The sequence below is a fragment of the Pantoea sp. EKM21T genome (assembly GCF_011800405.1).
GTDB classification, from domain to species: domain Bacteria; phylum Pseudomonadota; class Gammaproteobacteria; order Enterobacterales; family Enterobacteriaceae; genus Pantoea; species Pantoea agglomerans.
The window spans coordinates 228798-246884 of the sequence record NZ_JAALFV010000002.1 but is presented as its reverse complement, the minus strand read 5'-3'; the positions used below and the strand labels follow the sequence as shown (position 1 = coordinate 246884).

16 protein-coding genes are annotated in these 18087 nt (G+C 56.7%); 12 read left to right on the top strand and 4 right to left on the bottom strand.

Going from position 1 to position 18087, the window contains the following annotated elements; genetic code table 11:
- Positions 1–194: 194 nt before the first annotated feature.
- From HFD87_RS04700 to HFD87_RS04690, 3 genes are all read left to right on the top strand, one after another.
- Positions 195–1898, top strand: a complete 1704-nt coding sequence (locus tag HFD87_RS04700; protein WP_033757547.1) for a ribulokinase — start codon at positions 195–197, stop codon at positions 1896–1898.
- A 202-nt stretch (positions 1899–2100) separates the two neighbouring features.
- Positions 2101–3600, top strand: a complete 1500-nt coding sequence (araA, locus tag HFD87_RS04695; protein WP_099257449.1) for an L-arabinose isomerase — start codon at positions 2101–2103, stop codon at positions 3598–3600.
- Positions 3601–4427: 827 nt separating this feature from the next.
- Positions 4428–4895, top strand: a complete 468-nt coding sequence (locus HFD87_RS04690; RefSeq protein ID WP_167423002.1) for a GNAT family N-acetyltransferase — start codon at positions 4428–4430, stop codon at positions 4893–4895.
- Between the two features lie 44 nt (positions 4896–4939).
- Here the strand turns inward: HFD87_RS04690 and yjfF are convergent, their stop codons facing one another.
- From yjfF to ytfQ, 4 genes are all read right to left on the bottom strand, one after another.
- Positions 4940–5926, bottom strand: coding sequence for a galactofuranose ABC transporter, permease protein YjfF (gene yjfF, locus HFD87_RS04685; RefSeq protein WP_010245373.1), 987 nt, complete (start codon positions 5924–5926; stop codon positions 4940–4942).
- Positions 5923–6939 (bottom strand): galactofuranose ABC transporter, ATP-binding protein YtfT, encoded by a 1017-nt coding sequence (gene ytfT, locus HFD87_RS04680; protein ID WP_167423001.1) that lies wholly within the window; start codon positions 6937–6939, stop codon positions 5923–5925. The genes yjfF and ytfT overlap by 4 nt, the downstream gene beginning before the upstream one ends.
- Positions 6932–8452 carry a sugar ABC transporter ATP-binding protein gene (locus tag HFD87_RS04675; RefSeq protein ID WP_167423000.1) on the bottom strand — a complete coding sequence of 507 codons (1521 nt, stop codon included), beginning with the start codon at positions 8450–8452 and terminating at the stop codon, positions 6932–6934. The genes ytfT and HFD87_RS04675 overlap by 8 nt, the downstream gene beginning before the upstream one ends.
- Positions 8453–8528: 76 nt before the next feature.
- Positions 8529–9485, bottom strand: a complete 957-nt coding sequence (ytfQ, locus tag HFD87_RS04670) for a galactofuranose ABC transporter, galactofuranose-binding protein YtfQ (protein WP_167422999.1) — start codon at positions 9483–9485, stop codon at positions 8529–8531.
- Between the two features lie 687 nt (positions 9486–10172).
- Here ytfQ and ydgT point away from each other — a divergent pair.
- From ydgT to nth, 9 genes are all read left to right on the top strand, one after another.
- Positions 10173–10388, top strand: coding sequence for a transcription modulator YdgT (gene ydgT / locus HFD87_RS04665; RefSeq protein WP_003853427.1), 216 nt, complete (start codon positions 10173–10175; stop codon positions 10386–10388).
- A 110-nt stretch (positions 10389–10498) separates the two neighbouring features.
- Complete coding sequence (locus tag HFD87_RS04660; protein WP_010245382.1) at positions 10499–10942, top strand: DUF2569 domain-containing protein; 444 nt, start codon at positions 10499–10501, stop codon at positions 10940–10942.
- A gap of 123 nt (positions 10943–11065) precedes the next feature.
- Entirely contained in the window at positions 11066–11647 is a 582-nt protein-coding gene (gene rsxA, locus HFD87_RS04655; protein ID WP_003853423.1) for an electron transport complex subunit RsxA, read from the top strand.
- Positions 11647–12225: an electron transport complex subunit RsxB gene (gene rsxB / locus HFD87_RS04650; protein WP_167422998.1), complete on the top strand. Its 579-nt coding sequence runs from the start codon at positions 11647–11649 to the stop codon at positions 12223–12225. The genes rsxA and rsxB overlap by 1 nt, the downstream gene beginning before the upstream one ends.
- Complete coding sequence (gene rsxC, locus HFD87_RS04645) at positions 12218–15052, top strand: electron transport complex subunit RsxC (RefSeq protein WP_167422997.1); 2835 nt, start codon at positions 12218–12220, stop codon at positions 15050–15052. Before rsxB ends, rsxC begins: the two co-directional genes overlap by 8 nt.
- Positions 15053–16111: an electron transport complex subunit RsxD gene (gene rsxD / locus HFD87_RS04640; protein WP_010670076.1), complete on the top strand. Its 1059-nt coding sequence runs from the start codon at positions 15053–15055 to the stop codon at positions 16109–16111. It abuts the gene before it with no gap.
- A gap of 3 nt (positions 16112–16114) precedes the next feature.
- Positions 16115–16747 (top strand): electron transport complex subunit RsxG, encoded by a 633-nt coding sequence (gene rsxG / locus HFD87_RS04635; protein WP_010670075.1) that lies wholly within the window; start codon positions 16115–16117, stop codon positions 16745–16747.
- Positions 16740–17444 carry an electron transport complex subunit E gene (locus HFD87_RS04630; protein ID WP_010245400.1) on the top strand — a complete coding sequence of 235 codons (705 nt, stop codon included), beginning with the start codon at positions 16740–16742 and terminating at the stop codon, positions 17442–17444. Before rsxG ends, HFD87_RS04630 begins: the two co-directional genes overlap by 8 nt.
- Positions 17441–18073, top strand: coding sequence for an endonuclease III (gene nth / locus HFD87_RS04625; protein ID WP_167422996.1), 633 nt, complete (start codon positions 17441–17443; stop codon positions 18071–18073). Before HFD87_RS04630 ends, nth begins: the two co-directional genes overlap by 4 nt.
- The last annotated feature ends 14 nt before the right edge of the window (positions 18074–18087 follow it).

Here is an 18087-nt window from a genome sequence, read left to right as displayed (position 1 = left end):
AGAGCGGTATCACATCTTAAAATCACGACAAAATGATCCATATATTCAGCAAATTTAACCGGACCTTAACTTTTGCAATGGATCACAAAATCACTGCCGATGACAGAAAAGTGCATATTGTCAGCCAGCGATGACTAACTGATTTGGCGCGCCGAACCCAGGATACAGGAGTTAACTAACTACAGGAGATTCCGATGCGTGCTGGAGCCATCACCCTTGGGCTGGACTTTGGTAGTGATTCGGTGCGTGCGCTGGCCGTGGATTGTCATAGCGGCAAAGAGCTGCAGAGTGCGGTGTTCAGCTATCCGCGCTGGCAACAGGGCTTATACAGCGATCCGCACACTAACCGTTTTCGTCACCATCCACAGGATTACATCGACGCCATGGAGCAGGCACTGCTCGGCGTGCTGAATGCACTGAGTGAAGATCAGCGCAACGCCGTGGTCGGCATTGGTGTTGACAGCACCGGTTCGACCCCTGCCCCTATTGACCGCGACGGCAACGTGCTGGCGCTGCGTCCGGAGTTCGCCGACAACCCCAACGCGATGTTTGTGTTGTGGAAAGATCACACCGCTATAGAAGAAGCGGAAGAGATCAATCAGCTGTGCCACAGCGGCCGCTTCCTGGATTACAGCCGCTATATTGGCGGGATTTACTCCTCTGAGTGGTTCTGGGCGAAGATTCTGCACGTGTCGCGTGAAGATGCGGCCGTGCGTGACGCCGCTGTCTCCTGGGTCGAACTGTGCGACTGGGTGCCAGCCCTGTTAAGCGGCACCACCGCACCTGACAAATTGCGCCGCGGCCGCTGTGCGGCCGGGCACAAGGCGCTGTGGCACGGCGACTGGAACGGCCTGCCCGATGTGGATTTTCTCAATGCGCTGGACCCGCTGTTAACGCAACAGCTCGACTCTCCCCTGTTTACCGATACCTGGACCGCTGATCTGCCTGTCGGCACGCTTAGCCCTGAATGGGCGCAGCGTCTTGGCCTGACGCAAACCGTGACGCTTTCGGGTGGCGCATTTGACTGCCATATGGGCGCGGTCGGTGGCGGTGCCAAACCCTATACCCTGGTGAAAGTGATCGGCACCTCGACCTGCGACATCCTGATTGCGGATAGTGAAAAGGTCGGCGATCGCGACATCAAAGGCATCTGTGGTCAGGTCGATGGCAGCGTAATGCCAGGCGCTATCGGGCTGGAGGCGGGTCAGTCTGCCTTTGGTGATATCTACGCCTGGTTCAGCCGTTTACTGGGCTGGCCGCTGCAGCTGGCGGCGCAGCAGCATCCGGAGCTGAAGCCTCAGCTGGCTGAGATGCAAAAGAGTCTGATTAAAGATTTGACCGAGGCCTGGGCCGCAAACCCGCAGCTCGACCATCTGCCGGTGGTGCTGGACTGGTTTAACGGTCGCCGCACGCCAAATGCCAATCAGCGGCTGAAAGGGGTAATTACCGACCTCAATCTGGGCACCGATGCCCCCGCGCTGTTTGGTGGTCTGGTCGCCGCCACCGCATTTGGCGCACGCGCAATTATGGAGTGCTTCGAACAGCAGCAGATCCCGGTCGAGAGCATTCTGACCCTGGGCGGCATCGCGCGGAAATCCCCGGCGATTATGCAGGCCTGCTGCGATGTGATGAACCGCCCACTGGATATCGTCGCTTCTGACGAGTGCTGTGCGCTGGGTGCGGCCATTTTCGCCGCCGTCGCCGCCGGTGTGCACGCCAGCGTTCCCGACGCCCAGCAGGTGATGGCCAGCCCGATTGCCGTGACGCTGCAGCCCGATCCGGCGCGCGTCGCCCGCTATCAACAACTTTATCAACGCTATCAACAATGGTGCGTGGCGGCTGAACCGCAATACGCCGCACGCCCCGCTTCCGCTAAGAGCCTATCTCAGCAGGCGTAATGTTGCAGGCAGTCTGGACACGGACAGCGCGGAACAATCCGTAGTACACGGAGTACGTGAGGATTACTCGCTACGCTCGCCCTTTCAGGGCCGCCCTGACGGGCGTTCAGGTTGCTAAAGCAACCTGTGTGAACACTGCCCAGGTTCAGACTGACAAATAAAATAGCCTATTGAGGTAGGCTCAAAGTAAAGGAGTGATTTTATGGAACAGTCAAACAGCTACAGCGTGTGGTTTGTCATCGGCACGCAGCACCTCTACGGGGCGGAGACGTTACGCCAGGTTGAACAGAATGCACGTCAGGTGGTAGAGGGTTTAAATCAGGCCGGTTTACCGCTGCGTCTGGAGCTGAAACCGCTGGTTAAATCACCGGATGAAGCGCTGGCTCTGTGTCGCGATGCCAATTATGACAAGCAGTGCGTCGGTATCATTACCTGGCTGCACACCTTCTCCCCGGCCAAAATGTGGATCGGTGGCCTGAGCGTGCTGAATAAGCCGCTGCTGCAATTCCATACCCAGTTCAATGCGGAGATTCCGTGGGACAGCATGGACATGGACTTTATGAACCTGAACCAGACCGCACACGGCGGCCGCGAGTTCGGTTTCATCGGCGCCCGTATGGGCCTGCAGCACAGCGTGGTGACCGGTCACTGGCAGGATAGCGCCAGCCAGCAGCGCCTCGGCAACTGGATGCGTGCAGCACTGACAAAACAGGCCAGTCAGCAGCTGAAAGTCGCGCGTTTTGGCGACAACATGCGTGAAGTGGCCGTGACTGAAGGCGATAAAGTCGCCGCGCAGATTCAGTTCGGTTATTCGGTGAATGGCTGGGGCGTCGGCGATCTGGTTGAGGTGATCAATGGCGTCAGCGATGGCGACGTGAATGCGCTGGTCGACGAATATGAAAGCCTGTATCGCTTTACCGATGTTGCCGCTTCCGGCGGCGAAAAGCGTCAGAACGTGCTGGATGCCGCGCGCATTGAGCTGGGTCTGAAACGTTTCCTGGAAGCAGAAGGCTGCCACGCTTTCACCACCAACTTCCAGACGCTGCACGGCATGACGCAGTTGCCAGGTCTGGCGGTTCAGCGTCTGATGGGTCAGGGTTATGGCTTCGCAGGTGAAGGTGACTGGAAGACCGCTGCGCTGCTGCGTATTTTCAAAGTGCTGGCTGGCGATCGCAAAGGTGGCACCTCCTTTATGGAGGATTACACCTATCACTTCTCACCCGGTAACGATCTGGTCCTCGGCTCGCATATGCTGGAGGTCTGCCCGTCAATTGCCATTGAAGAGAAGCCATTGATCGATGTGCAGTTCCTGGGCATTGGTGATAAAGCCGACCCGGCGCGCATGATTTTCTCAACGCCAGCGGGTCGCGCGATTAACGCCAGCGTAATTGATATGGGTGATCGTTTCCGTCTGCTGGTTAACGTGGTGGATGCTATCGAACAGCCGAAACCGCTGCCGAAGTTGCCGGTTGCGCGCGCACTGTGGAAAGCCCAGCCGTCACTGGCAACGGCATCCGAAGCGTGGATTCTGGGCGGCGGCGCGCACCATACGGTGTTCAGCCAGGCGCTGACGCTGGATGATATGTATCTGTACGGTGAGATGAACGACATTGAAGTGCTGGTGATTGATGAGCACACGCGTTTACCTGCGTTTAAAGACGCACTGCGCTGGAACGAAGCGTATTACCGTTTGAAACGTTAATAACTAAAGGGCGCTGTTCGATTTTTTAATTAACAGCGCTCTTAAGTAAGTTAATGAAACGGCCGACGCAGGATTATGCGGCATCGTTTTTTATAAATACTGTGCTATTCAGTCGGGAATGACGGGCGTTCCGTAATTTTGATAGTTCAGCGCATATTTTTAAAGCCATGATCAAGCCCAACCGGGAAGGAAAGGTATGCCTGAAAAGCAAAGCGTCCGCGCCAGGGATGGCGCGGCCGATCCGCATGGATGCGGGAATCCTTTGCGATCAGGCATATCTTTCCTGACCTTTCTCATCAGCCAACAGCAATTTGTATTAATCCACCATCAATAGAAATATCCACTGTCCTGCTTCTTAAAGCGATGCATCAGCCCAATCGGGAAGGAAAGGTATGCCTGAAGAGCAAAGCGTCCGCGCCAGGGATGGCGCGGCCGATCCGCATGGATGCGGGAATCCTTTGCGATCAGGCATACCTTTCCTGACCTCTCTCATCAGCCAACAGCAATTTGTATTAATCCGCCATCAATAGAAATATCCACTGTCCTGCTTCTTAAAGCGATGCATCAGCCCAACCGGGAAGGAATGGTATGCCTGAAGAGCAAAGCGTCCGCGCCAGGGAGGCGCGGCCGATCCGCATGGATGCGGGAATCCTTTGCGATCAGGCGTACCTTTCCTGACCTTGCACCTAAATCCAATAGCGATTGTTTTTCCTGTCATACAAAAGAGAACCTAAGTCTTTGCTATAACTTAACCCTTTCATGAACTTGCACTTTCCCCCACCAGCCTGTATTGCTTGTAGCCTGACAAAACAAAGGTCGCCAGCGCCATGCACATTGCCGAGCTAAACCAACATCCCGGCTATGCCGGACAAACTGCACAACTGTTGCACACTGAATGGTCACACCTTCCTGCATGGTCTCACCCGCCTGCCATCCTTGAGCGTTTAAAACAGCGCAATCAGAAACCTTCGGCAGAATTTACTCTTATTGCCACACCGGATGGCGAAACGGTGGTCGCGACCTGCAGCGTCATTCGCTATGAACTGGATGACATTCCGGCACGAGAATTCTGGATTGGTGAGGTGGTGACGGACAAGGCATTCCGGGGTCAGGGCGTGGCAAAAGCGTTAATACAGCAGGCGATTGCGCGAGCCAGACAACAGCAGATGGGTGAACTGTGGCTCTATACACCCGATCAACAGGCGTACTATCAGCGTTCAGGATGGCAGGCGGTGGAACAGCGGCAAATAGCGGGTGAAGAAGTCACGGTAATGGTGCTGCGTCTTGCGCAGTAAAAGGCGGCTCCTGCGAGCCGCCATTGACCGGAGTACTGAAGAACTCAGGAAGGTAATCGCTTAACGGGCGCGTTCTGCTGACGATCCCAGATGACCGTCAGTAACCGCTGCAGGGCGATAAACGCAAACAGCAGAATTCCGATGGCGATCTTGGTCCACCAGGAACTCAGCGTACCGTCGAAGTTAATCCAGGTCTGAATCAGCCCCTGAATCAACACACCGAACAGCGTGCCCAAAACTGTACCGACACCACCCGACAGCAGCGTGCCGCCAATCACCACTGACGCGATCGCATCCAGCTCCACACCCAGCCCTGCCAGCGCATAACCTGCCGAGGTATAAATCGAGAACACGATCCCGGCCAGCGTCGCCAGCGTGGTGGAAAGCATATAAATCTTAATGGTGGTCGCACGGGTCGAAACGCCCATCAGTTGGGCGGATGTCATATTGCCACCGATGGCGTAAACCCGGTTTCCAAAGCGCGTGCGGTGCGCCAGAATAATCCCGCCAGACACCACCACCAGCATAATCACCGCCAGCAGGCTGAGACGCCCACCGCCCGGCACTTTCCACGCCAGACTGGAAAGCATGCTGTAGAACGGATGATCGATAGGAATTGAGTTCTCCGACACCAGATAACTGCATCCGCGCAGGAAAAACATCCCCGCCAGCGTAATGATAAATGCCGGAATCTTCAGCGCATCGATCAGCCAGCCCATCATGGCCCCGAACAGCGCGCCCAGCGACAGAATCAGCGCAAAGGCCAGCAAGGGATCGATATGAAAATCGCCAATCGCCCGGGCAAGAAACACGCCGGTAAAGGCGATCACCGCACCCACCGACAGATCGATACCGCCCGATAAAATCACGAAGGTCATGCCGACGGCGATAATCCCAAGAAAAGCATTATCGGTCAGGATATTGCAGATTACCCGGGTGGAGGCAAAGCCCGGAAACTGACTCAGACAAAACAGGTAACCCGCCACAAACACCAGCAAGGTGATCATCAGCGGAAGATGACGTTTAATCATGTCGGGCGTCTCCGTTTCAACATCGCAATAAACCGTGGTGACTGCAGCAACAGCACGCACATCACCACCACCGCTTTCACCACCTGATTCAGCTCAGGCGGGAAGCCGGAGAGCAAAATCCCGGTATTCATCGACTGAATAATCAGCGCGCCGATCAGCGACAACACCAGATTAAAACGGCCACCCATCAGCGACGCACCGCCAATCACCACGGCGAGAATCGCATCCAGCTCCAGCCATAATCCGGCGTTATTGGCATCCGCACCGCGTATATCCGCCGCGACGATCAGCCCCGCAACAGCGGCACAAACGCCACTTATGGCGTAGGTTGACATCACCACCAGCCAGCCTGTCACACCCGCGTTACGGGCCGCGCGCAGATTAATCCCAACAGCTTCGATAAACAGACCCAGCGCGGTTTTGCGCGTCAGCAACCAGACCGCCAGCGCTACCACCAGTGTGATCCAGACCGGGACCGGCAACATCCACAGCGAGCCGTTACCAAACCAGCCAAGACTGTCACTGTCGAACGTCACAATCTGCCCCTGCGTAATCAGCTGAGCGATTCCGCGCCCGGCGACCATCAGAATCAGCGTGGCAACAAATGGCTGAATACGCAGCAGCGCCACCAGCACGCCATTCCATACGCCACAGGCTAAACCGGTTCCCAGCGTGCAGAGAATAATAAACGGCACACCGTGTCCGGCTACGGTCAATGTCGCAGCCGTCGCGCCTGCGATCGCCATCACCGCACCCACGGAAAGATCGATGCCGCCGGTGGCGATCACCAGCGTCATCCCGATCGCCAGCAGGGCAACCGGTGCCGCACGGTTAAGAATATCGATCGGACTGCCGAACAGACGCCCATCCTGCAGATGCACGGCAAAAAAGTTATTGGCCACCAGACTGTCAATCAACAGCACCAACAGCAGCGCGGCGATTTGCGGCATCCCTGGCGGGAGTTTCAGCTTACTACGTGGCGTTTTTTCAGATGTCATAGGGGACTCAAGCATGTTTTACCCCTCCGTCCGCGATAGCATTGACGATCGACGCTACCGAAAGCTGCTCCAGCGGAATTTCTGCCACCTGCTTCAGATCGCGCATAATCAACACCCGATCGGCATAACCGACCAGCTCTTCGAGTTCAGAGGAGATCACCAGCAGCGCCAGACCATCGGCGCACAGGGATTCAATTAAACGGATAATCTCGGCGTGCGCGCCCACATCAATGCCGCGCGTTGGTTCGTCGAGGATTAAAAACTGCGGTTTGGTCACCAGCCAGCGCGACAGCAGCACCTTCTGCTGGTTGCCGCCCGATAACAGCTCCACAGGCTGCTCTGCATGCGGCGTACGAATACCCATACTCTTGATAAAACGATCGGCAATCGCCTGCTGCTCACGCTTCTTAATTGGCCGTAACCAGCCGCGCTGCGCCTGCAACGCCAGAATAATATTTTCACGAACCGAGGCCGCGCCGATAATCCCGTCAGTCTTACGATCTTCCGGGCAAAAACCCATGCCCAGCTGCGAGGCTTTCGCCGGATTAGTAATGCGCTGCACCTTGCCTTTGATCTTCGCTGTTCCTCGGTCGGCACGACGAATACCAAACAACACCTCGGCGGTTTCGGTGCGGCCCGAACCCAGCAGCCCCGCCAGTCCCACGACTTCGCCTGGACGAACTTCCAGGTTAAAGGGCTCAATGGTGCCTTTCCTGCCGTAATCTTCAAACGACACCACCGGCTGATTGCTGCGCAGCGTGCTGCCCTGCCGCTGCAGCGCCGTCTCCAGCAGTTCGCGACCCAGCATCAGCTTAATCAGCTCAATCTGCGGCAGCGTGGCGGTATCGCGGGTGGCGATAAACTGCCCGTTACGCAGCACGGTAATCCGGTCAGTAATGCGGTACACCTGGTCGAGAAAGTGCGTCACAAAAATCAGGCTCATCCCTTTGGCTTTTAACTGCGCCATCAGGGTAAACAGCATCTCAACCTCGCTGGCATCCAGACTGGCTGTCGGCTCATCCAGGATCAAAACCTGGGCGGAAAGATCGACCGCGCGGCAGATTGCGATAATCTGCTGCATCGCCACCGAGTAGTGGCCCAGCGGACGTGTTACATCGAGGGAAAAACCATAATTCCGCATCAGCGCATCGGCCTCCCGCACCATCCGGCGACGGTCGATCATGCCAAAGCGGCGCGGTTCGCGGCCAATATAGAGGTTATCTGCCACCGACATATTCGGCAGCATATTCACTTCCTGATAAACGGTGCCGATACCCATCTCCTGCGCCTGCGCCGTATTATGCGGCGTAATCGGCTCACCATTCAGGGTGATAGTCCCTGCATCACGGCTGTAAACACCGGTCAGCACTTTAATCAGGGTGGATTTGCCGGCACCGTTCTCCCCCAGCAGCGCCATGATCTCCCCTTTACGGATATCAAAGGAAACATTATTCAGCGCTTTGACGCCGGGAAAACCTTTGCTGACGCCGCTGATGGATAACAGCGGTGTTTCATTTTGCGTGGTCATTCTGCTCACTCCGCCTCACGTCATGAAAAACCGCCCCGTAGGGCGGTCTGCGGCTGGTCTGCGGCTGATCGGTGAATCAGTAACCCATGCCTTTTTTGGTATCCAGCTCCTTCTGCGCGTCGGCAGGCAGGAACAGCTTAGATTCGGTCTTGATCACTTTTGGCGGCAGCGTGCCATCTTTCTTGAATTTTTCCAGCGCATCAAACGCCGGGCCAGCCATGTTTGGCGTCAGCTCCACGTTGGCGTTAGCCTCACCCGCCAGCATCGCTTTATAGATATCCGGTACACCATCAATCGAGCCGGTCAGAATATCTTTGCCCGGTTTCAGGCCAGCTTCTTTAATCGCCTGAATGGCACCGATCGCCATATCATCGTTATGCGCGTAAACCATGCAGATGTTTTTGCCGTTGTTCTCCGCCTTGATAAAGCTCTCCATCACCTCTTTACCCTTACTGCGGGTAAAGTCACCCGACTGCGAGCGGATCACTTTAATGTTTGGATGGTTGCTGATCGCTTCAGCAAAGCCTTTCTTACGATCGATTGCCACGCTGGCACCCACCGTGCCCTGCAGTTCCACCACGTTACACTGCTTGTCGCCCACGGTTTTCACCAGCCAGTCGCCAATCAGCTTGCCTTCCTGCACGTTGTCAGCCGTCACCACCGCCTGATAGAGCGATTTGTCTTTTACCACAATGGCGCGGTCCAGCAGGTAAACCGGGATTTTGGCATCTTTGGCTTCTTCCAGTACCGGCTCCCAGCCGGTCTGCACCACCGGTGCGATGAAGATGGCATCAACGCCCTGAGCGATGAACGAACGTACCGCCTTGATCTGATTCTCTTGTTTCTGCTGTCCGTCGGCGATTTTCAGGGTGATTCCGCGTTTTTTGGCTTCGCTTTTCGCTACGTTGGTTTCCGCCGAACGCCAGCCAGATTCCGAACCTACCTGCGAGAAGCCGACCGTCATATCTGCAGCGAGTACCGGGCCGGTTAACGCGGCGCTGACCAGCGTGGTCAGAAGTAAACGTTTCCACATAGTTTTTAATCCTCTGAAAGGCGTTTGCTGTTTAGGGTAGAGAGCCTGCTTAGACTGGACTAAAAAAGCGTGCATAATGGCGACACACTTCACAAAACAGAGCAATTTAAAGGGGTTACGTGTAGTCACACGGTTTGGCTGACGAGGGAGTTATGGATAAAACGGCTGAGCAGAAAAAATCTGCTCGTTAAATAATTGTAATAAACAGAATCGCTTATGCTTACTGCCACTGGAAACGATTACAGCCAGGCGTACAAAACGGGTTATCCGGCCTGCGATGAACAAAAAATGGGATTTGTGATAGTCCGCACAGTAGGTTGCTGGTCTGGGTCAGGCGCGAAACGTTTCTCTGGCAGTAAGTGCAGAATGGTTAATTTTTTTGGGCTAAAAGGGTGAGAAAGAAGCCACTAATGCATTGTCAGCGCTGAATAAGAAAAAAAATAATATTTAACCTCTGCTTTTAAACGCTTTATGCCGGCTCTGTCCGTAATAAGTTAGTGAGGTGCTTAAGATAGAGACGCTGAGTTGCTGGGTCAGACAATAGTAAAAAAGCCAGATATGGAGTTTTAGTGACTAATAAGGTGCTTTTATCTGATTTTCGCCTTTTTTAAGCCGCATGATCTGGACAGCATAAGCTTGCCCCCTATACTGAGTACTCCTTTGTTACTTCTATCTGTTATGGCAATGATGACTGCGCACGATTACCTGCTTAAATTCCGCAAAGTAAATAATTCAGACAGTCTGGAAAAGCTTTTCGATCATCTTAATTACTCCCTGACGAATGATCTGGAAATCATCAATATGTACCGGGCTGCCGATCACCGACGTGCTGAACTGGTCTCTGGCGGACGGTTATATGATCTCGGCTGTGTCCCTAAAACGGTGTGGCGCTACGTGGTCTGATTTCCGGCTGATTTATCGCGGTTTATCCCGCTGATCTTGTCCGGATGGGCGTGCCCCTCTGGACATGTTATTCTGCTGCGCTTCGACTCCCCGAGACAGGAATAACCACGATGAATGAACAGGTTGCTGCGCCGCGTATTGGTGGCTGGCTTTTGCTGCCGCTGGCCTGGCTGATAATGACCCTGTTAACCACCGTTCTGGTGCTGGCGATGTATCTGACACCACTGTTTAATCCGGAATGGCGTGTGGCGCTGTTTTCTCACGGCAGCACACTCTTCTCTTACTGGGCTATTTCCCTGCTCACCGCCGTGGCGGTCTGGGCTTATAGTCTCTGGATCAGCTGGCTGTTCTTTAAGCGCTCCCGCCGCCTGCCGCGTCACTACCTGCTCTGGCTGCTGATTACCGTGCTGCTGGCGCTGAAAACCTTTGCCTTTACGCCCGTTACCGATAGCCGTGCCCTCCAGACATTACTGCTGTCGCTGCTGGCCGCTGCGGTGTTTGCGCCCTACTTCAAACGCTCAAAACGGGTAAAAACGACCTTTATCGCGCCATAACGCTGTGAGTTATGTCAGGAATTTAATTCTGAGTGCGGTCTGCCGCTCAGCGGATGGCGCAGGTGTTGAGATACGCCGCGCTATCAATGATAATAAGCCGCTTTCTGGCTCCCAGGCGAAAAAATGACCGATTATCTGCTTCTCTTTGTTGGCACCGTGCTGGTGAATAACTTCGTATTAGTGAAGTTTCTCGGCCTGTGTCCTTTTATGGGCGTTTCCAAAAAACTGGAAACGGCGATTGGCATGGGTCTCGCCACGACATTCGTCATTACCCTGGCCTCGATCTGCGCATGGCTGGTCAACCATCTGATCCTGCTGCCGCTGGATCTGGTCTATCTGCGTACCATGGCCTATATCCTGGTGATCGCCGTCGTGGTGCAGTTCACCGAAATGGTGGTGCGTAAAACCAGCCCGTCGCTCTATCGTCTGCTGGGTATCTTTCTGCCGCTGATCACCACCAACTGTGCGGTGCTGGGCGTACCTCTGCTGAGCGTCAACCTTAACCACACCTTTATGCAGGCCGCGCTGTATGGTTTCAGTGCCTCTATCGGCTTCTCGCTGGTGATGGTGCTGTTCGCCGGTATGCGCGAGCGGCTGGTGCTGGCCAATGTTCCTGCCCCGTTTAAAGGCAACTCCATCGCCCTGATTACCGCGGGCCTGATGGCGCTGGCGTTTATGGGCTTCAGCGGTCTGGTGAAATTCTGATGACCGCGATCTGGATTGCTGTTGCCGTATTAAGTGCGCTGAGCCTGGTGTTCGGCGCGCTGCTGGGTTACGCCTCGCGCCGCTTTGAAGTCGAAGAAGATCCTATTGTTGAGCAGATTGATGCCATTCTGCCGCAGAGCCAGTGCGGTCAGTGTGGCTATCCGGGCTGTCGCCCCTATGCGGATGCGGTCGGTAACAATGGTGAAGCGATCAATAAATGCGCGCCAGGTGGTGAGCAGACCATGCTCAAGCTGGCAACCCTGCTTAACGTTGAACCGCAGCCGATTGATGGCGATGAAACGGCGAAAGAGCCGGTGCGCACCGTGGCGTTTATTGATGAAGCCAACTGCATTGGCTGCACCAAATGTATTCAGGCCTGTCCGGTGGATGCGATTGTCGGGGCAACCCGCGCCATGCACACCGTGCTGAGCGATGTCTGCACCGGCTGCGATCTCTGTGTCGCGCCCTGCCCGACTGACTGTATTGAAATGCGTCCGGTTGCCACCACGCCAGCTAACTGGAAGTGGGATTTAAATACCATTCCTGTACGGGTGATCCCGGTAGAAACTCATGCTTAATCTGTTTAACTTCCTGAAAAAAGAGAAGGTCTGGGATTTTCAGGGCGGTATTCATCCGCCTGAAATGAAAACCCAGTCCAACGGCACGCCGCTCAGCGAACTGCCGTTGCCACACCGTTTTATTATCCCACTGAAACAGCATATCGGACATGAAGGTGAGATCTGCGTTGCGCCTGGCGACAAAGTGCTGCGCGGTCAGCCTCTGACATTTGGCACTGGCCGCATGCTGCCAGTCCATGCGCCCACCTCCGGCGTGATTGAAGATATCGGTCAGCATATGACCGCGCACCCTTCTGGTCTCTCTGAGCTTTGCATTTTCCTGACGCCAGATGGCGACGACCGCTGGATGCCGCTGGATCCGCTGCCTGACTACCGTCAGCATCCGCGCGCCGACATTGTTCAGCGCATTCACGACGCCGGCATCGCCGGTCTCGGCGGCGCGGGTTTCCCCACCGCCACCAAACTGAAGGGCGGCCTGCGCGGGGTTAAAACACTGATTATTAACGCGGCGGAGTGTGAACCTTATATCACCGCTGACGATCGTCTGATGCAGGACTACGCTGCCGAAGTCCTGGAAGGCAGCCGTATTCTCGCCTGGGTGTTACAGGCTGAACAGGTGCTGATTGGCATTGAAGATAACAAGCCTGAAGCCATTGCCGCACTGAAGCAGGCGCTGGGTAGCGAGCGTGATCTGCACATCCGGGTCATCCCGACCAAATATCCCTCCGGCGGAGCCAAGCAGTTGACCCGCATCCTGACCGGTAAGGAAGTGCCGCACGGCGGGCGTTCCTCCGATATCGGCGTGCTGATGCAGAACGTCGGCACCGCCTGGGCGGTTAAGCGGGCCATTATTAATGGTGAACCGATCACCGAACGCGTTGTGACGCTGACCGGCGAGGCGATCGCCCAGCCGCGTAACGTCTGGAGTCGTCTCGGCACCCCAATCAGCCATCTGTTGCACCATGTCGGGTTCACGCCTGCGCCGCGTCAGATGGTGATCATGGGCGGTCCGCTGATGGGCTTTACTCTGCCATCGCTGGATGTGCCGGTGGTGAAGATCACCAACTGTATTCTGGCTCCATCTGCCAGTGAGATGGGCAACAACGACGAAGAGCAGTCCTGCATTCGCTGTTCAGCCTGTGCCGATGCCTGTCCGGCCAAACTGCTGCCGCAGCAGCTTTACTGGTACAGCCAGGGCGGCGATCACGATAAAGCGCGCGCTCACCATATTGATGACTGCATCGAATGTGGTGCCTGCGCCTATGTCTGCCCGAGCAATATTCCGCTGGTGCAATATTACCGTCAGGAAAAAGCGGAACTGCGCGCCATCGATCTGGAAGCGAAACGCACGCTGGAAGCCAAAGCACGCTTCGAAGCACGCCAGGCGCGACTGGAGCGTGAAAAGCAGGCTCGTGAAGCGCGTCATGAAGAGGCGAAGCAACGCGTTGCCCGCACGGATACCAGCGAACTGGCTGCGGCCAAAGCGCGGGTGAAAGCCCGCCAGACGGCCGAACCGGATGAGGCAACGCTTGAAGCCCAGCGTGAAGCCCGCCATGCGCAGGCGCGTCTGCGTCAGGCCGAGGCGCAGGCTGAAACACAGCCGGTGACGCGTCAGACCGTCGATCCGCGTAAAGCGGCAGTTGAAGCGGCTATTGCCCGGGCGAAAGCGAAGAAAACAGTGCCGGTTGATGCGGCGGATAACCAGGCTGAGGCCAGTGTCGATCCGCGTAAATCGGCAGTAGAAGCCGCCATCGCCCGCGCCAAAGCGAAGAAAGCCGCTCAGGCGGAAAACGCCGAGGCTCCGCAGGCCGCAACCGACAGCGCTGCAGACGCCGCACATGACGCCGCCGCTGAGACCGATCCGCGTAAAGCCGCGGTTCAGGCTGCCATCGCCCGCGCCAAAGCGAAGAAAGCGGCTCAGGCTGAAGGCGCTGAGGCTCCGCAGGCCGCAACCGACAGCGCTGCAGACGCCGCCGCTGAAAGCGATCCGCGTAAAGCCGCGGTTCAGGCCGCTATCGCCCGCGCCAAAGCGAAGAAAGCCGCACAGGCTGAAAACGCCGAGGCACAGGCCGCAGGCGACAGCGCTGCAGAGGCTGCGCCAGATGCCGCCGCTGAGACCGATCCGCGTAAAGCCGCGGTTCAGGCCGCTATCGCCCGCGCCAAAGCGAAGAAAGCCGCACAGGCTGAAAACGCCGAGGCACAGGCCGCAGGCGACAGCGCTGCAGAAGCCGTGCCAGACGCCGCCGCTGAGACCGATCCGCGTAAAGCCGCGGTTCAGGCCGCCATCGCCCGCGCCAAAGCGAAGAAAGCCGCTCAGGCGGAAAACGCCGAGGCACCGAAGGCCGCAACCGACAGCGCTGCAGAGGCTGCGCCGGACGCCGCCGCTGAAACCGATCCGCGTAAAGCCGCGGTTCAGGCCGCCATCGCCCGTGCCAAAGCGAAGAAAGCCTTACAGGCAGAAAACGCCGAGGCACCGCAGGCCGCAGGCGACAGCGCTGCAGAGGCTGCGCCGGACGCCGCCGCTGAAATCGATCCGCGTAAAGCCGCAGTTCAGGCCGCCATCGCCCGCGCCAAAGCGAAGAAAGCCGCACAGGCGGAAAGTGAGGCGGATGCCGCTTCACGTGATGCCGCAGCACTGGCCACCGCCGCGCATTTTGCGGTGGATAAAGCGGAGCAGGCCCAGGAGCAGGCAAACAACGCCAATGCAGAACCTGAACAGGCACCTGAACTGAATCAACCCGATGATGCGCGCAAGGCCGCTATTGCTGCCGCCATCGCCCGTGCCAAAGCGCGTAAAGCGCAGTCGTCTACGACGCTTGAGGATTAAATGGCTTTTCGTATCGCAAGTTCTCCTTACACCCATAATCGCCGCAGCACCGGCAATATCATGCTGCTGGTGGTGCTGGCCGCGGTGCCAGGTTTTGCTGCACAGTGTTATTTCTTTGGCTACGGCACCTTTTTACAGGTCTTACTGGCGACGCTGACTGCCTGGCTGACAGAGGCAGCGATTCTGCGACTGCGCAAAGCGCCCGTTGCCAGCACCCTGGCAGATAACTCGGCGCTGCTGACCGCCGTCCTGATCGGTATCAGCCTGCCGCCGCTGGCGCCGTGGTGGCTGGTGGTGATCGGTACCCTGTTTGCTGTCGTCATTGCGAAGCAGCTCTATGGCGGACTGGGCCAGAATCCGTTTAACCCGGCGATGGTCGGCTATGTGGTCCTGCTCATCTCCTTCCCGGTGCAGATGACCAGCTGGTTGCCGCCCGATACGCTTCAGGCGATCAAACCCGGGCTGATGGACAGCCTGAGCATGGTGTTCCAGGGCCACACGCTGGCGGGTGAAACCATGCAGCAGTTACAGATGGGTGTTGATGGCATCAGCCAGGCGACGCCGCTTGATACGTTTAAAACTGGTTTACGCGCGGGGCACAGTGCTGAACATCTGCTGGCGCAGCCGATTTACAGCGGCGTGCTGGCGGGCCTCGGCTGGCAGTGGGTTAACGTGGGTTATCTGGCCGGCGGCCTGTTCCTGCTTTGGAAAAATGCTATCCGCTGGCATGTCCCTGCCGCCATGCTACTGTCACTGGCCTTCTGCGCGACGCTGGGCTGGTTCTTCTCACCAGAATCGCTGAACAGCCCGCTGATTCATCTTTTCTCCGGTGCCACCATGCTGGGTGCGTTCTTCATTGCCACCGATCCGGTGACCGCTTCAACCACCAACCGTGGCCGCCTGGTGTATGGCGCGCTGATTGGACTGCTGGTCTGGCTGATCCGCAGCTTTGGCGGTTATCCCGATGGCGTAGCGTTTGCTGTGCTGCTGGCGAACATCTGCGTGCCGCTCATCGATTACTACACCCAGCCGCGCGTTTACGGCCATCAGAAGGATTAAGCGATGCTGGAGACGATTCGCAAAAATGGGGTAACGCTGGCGATTTTTGCCGCGATCACCACCGCCGCCACGGCAGTGGTAAATACCGTAACCAGGCCGACGGTGGAACATCAGACCCTGTTGCAGCAGAAAAACCTGCTGGACCAGGTGGTGCCTGTTGAGCTTTATGACAACAACATCCAGCAGGACTGTTACGTTGTCACGGATGCAGCGCTGGGCAACAGTGCGCCGCATCATCTCTTCCTGGCGCGTAAAGGCGGCCAGCCGGTCGCGGCTGCACTGGAGACGACTGCACCTGACGGCTATTCTGGTGCGATACAGATGCTGGTCGGTGCCGATTTCCAGGGTAAAGTATTGGGCGTGCGGGTGATTGAACACCACGAAACGCCCGGTCTGGGGGATAAGATCGAACTGCGTATCTCTGACTGGATCAACAGCTTTAATGGCAAAGTGGTTCATGGTCCGGCGGATAAAGCTTTTGCGGTTAAGAAAGATGGCGGTGAATTCGATCAGTTCACCGGTGCCACCATTACCCCACGCGCGGTGGTCAATGCAACCAAACGCACCGCGCTGTTAATGAAAACGCTTCCGGAGAGACTCTCTTCGTTACCGGTATGTGGAGACGCAAATGAGTGAAGCTAAAAGCCTGCTGGTCGGTGGATTATGGAAGAACAACTCAGCGCTGGTGCAGCTGCTGGGCCTCTGTCCGCTGCTGGCGGTCACGGCAACCGCCACCAACGCGCTGGGTTTAGGTCTGGCGACCACGCTGGTGCTGACCCTGACCAACAGCTTTATTTCCGCCTCGCGCCGCTGGGTGCCATCGGAAATTCGTATCCCGATTTATGTGATGATCATCGCCTCGGTAGTGAGCTGTGTACAGATGCTGATCAACGCCTATGCCTATGGTCTTTATCAGTCGCTGGGGATTTTTATCCCGCTGATCGTGACCAACTGTATCGTGGTCGGTCGTGCTGAAGCCGTCGCCTCTAAAAGCAGCATCCCGCTTGCCGCGCTGGATGGCTTCGCCATCGGCATGGGCGCGACCTGCGCCATGGTGGTGCTGGGATCGCTGCGCGAAATTATCGGCAGTGGCACGCTGTTTAACGGTGCCGACCAGCTGCTCGGTCCCTGGGCGAAGTCGCTGCGTATCGAAGTGGTCCATTTCGACTCGCCAATGTTGCTGGCGATGCTGCCGCCAGGCGCCTTTATCGGCCTGGGCATGATGCTGGCCGGAAAATATCTGATCGATCAGAAGATGAAACAGCGGGCAGCACTGCGTGCTCAGGCGGCTGAAACCGCGCCGCCTCAGGACGCTGTCGGGAAACCGGTGTGAATCAGACCAAACGCACCGAAATTCTCCGTCGGCTGCAGCAGAATAATCCGCATCCGACCACCGAACTCAACTTCAGCACGCCATTTGAGTTGCTGATTGCGGTGCTGCTCTCGGCGCAGGCGACCGATGTCAGCGTGAACAAAGCCACCGCAAAGCTCTATCTGGTGGCCAATACGCCTGCCGCGATGCTGGCGCTGGGTGTGGATGGCGTGAAGGAGTACATTAAAACCATCGGCCTGTTTAACAGCAAAGCGGAAAATGTGATTAAAACCTGCCGCATTCTGCTTGAGCAGCACAACGGCGAAGTGCCGGAAGATCGTGCGGCACTGGAAGCCCTGCCCGGTGTCGGCCGTAAAACCGCCAATGTGGTGCTCAACACCGCCTTTGGCTGGCCGACGATTGCCGTCGATACCCATATTTTTCGCGTCAGCAACCGGACGAAATTTGCGCCGGGTAAGAATGTGGAAGAGGTGGAGCAGAAGCTGCTGAAGGTGGTTCCGGCGGCGTATAAGGTTGATTGCCATCACTGGCTGATTCTGCACGGTCGCTACACCTGCGTAGCGCGTAAACCCCGCTGTGGCTCCTGCCTGATTGAAGATCTCTGCGAGTATCCCGACAAAGTCGAGTGATTGCACTGATGAAA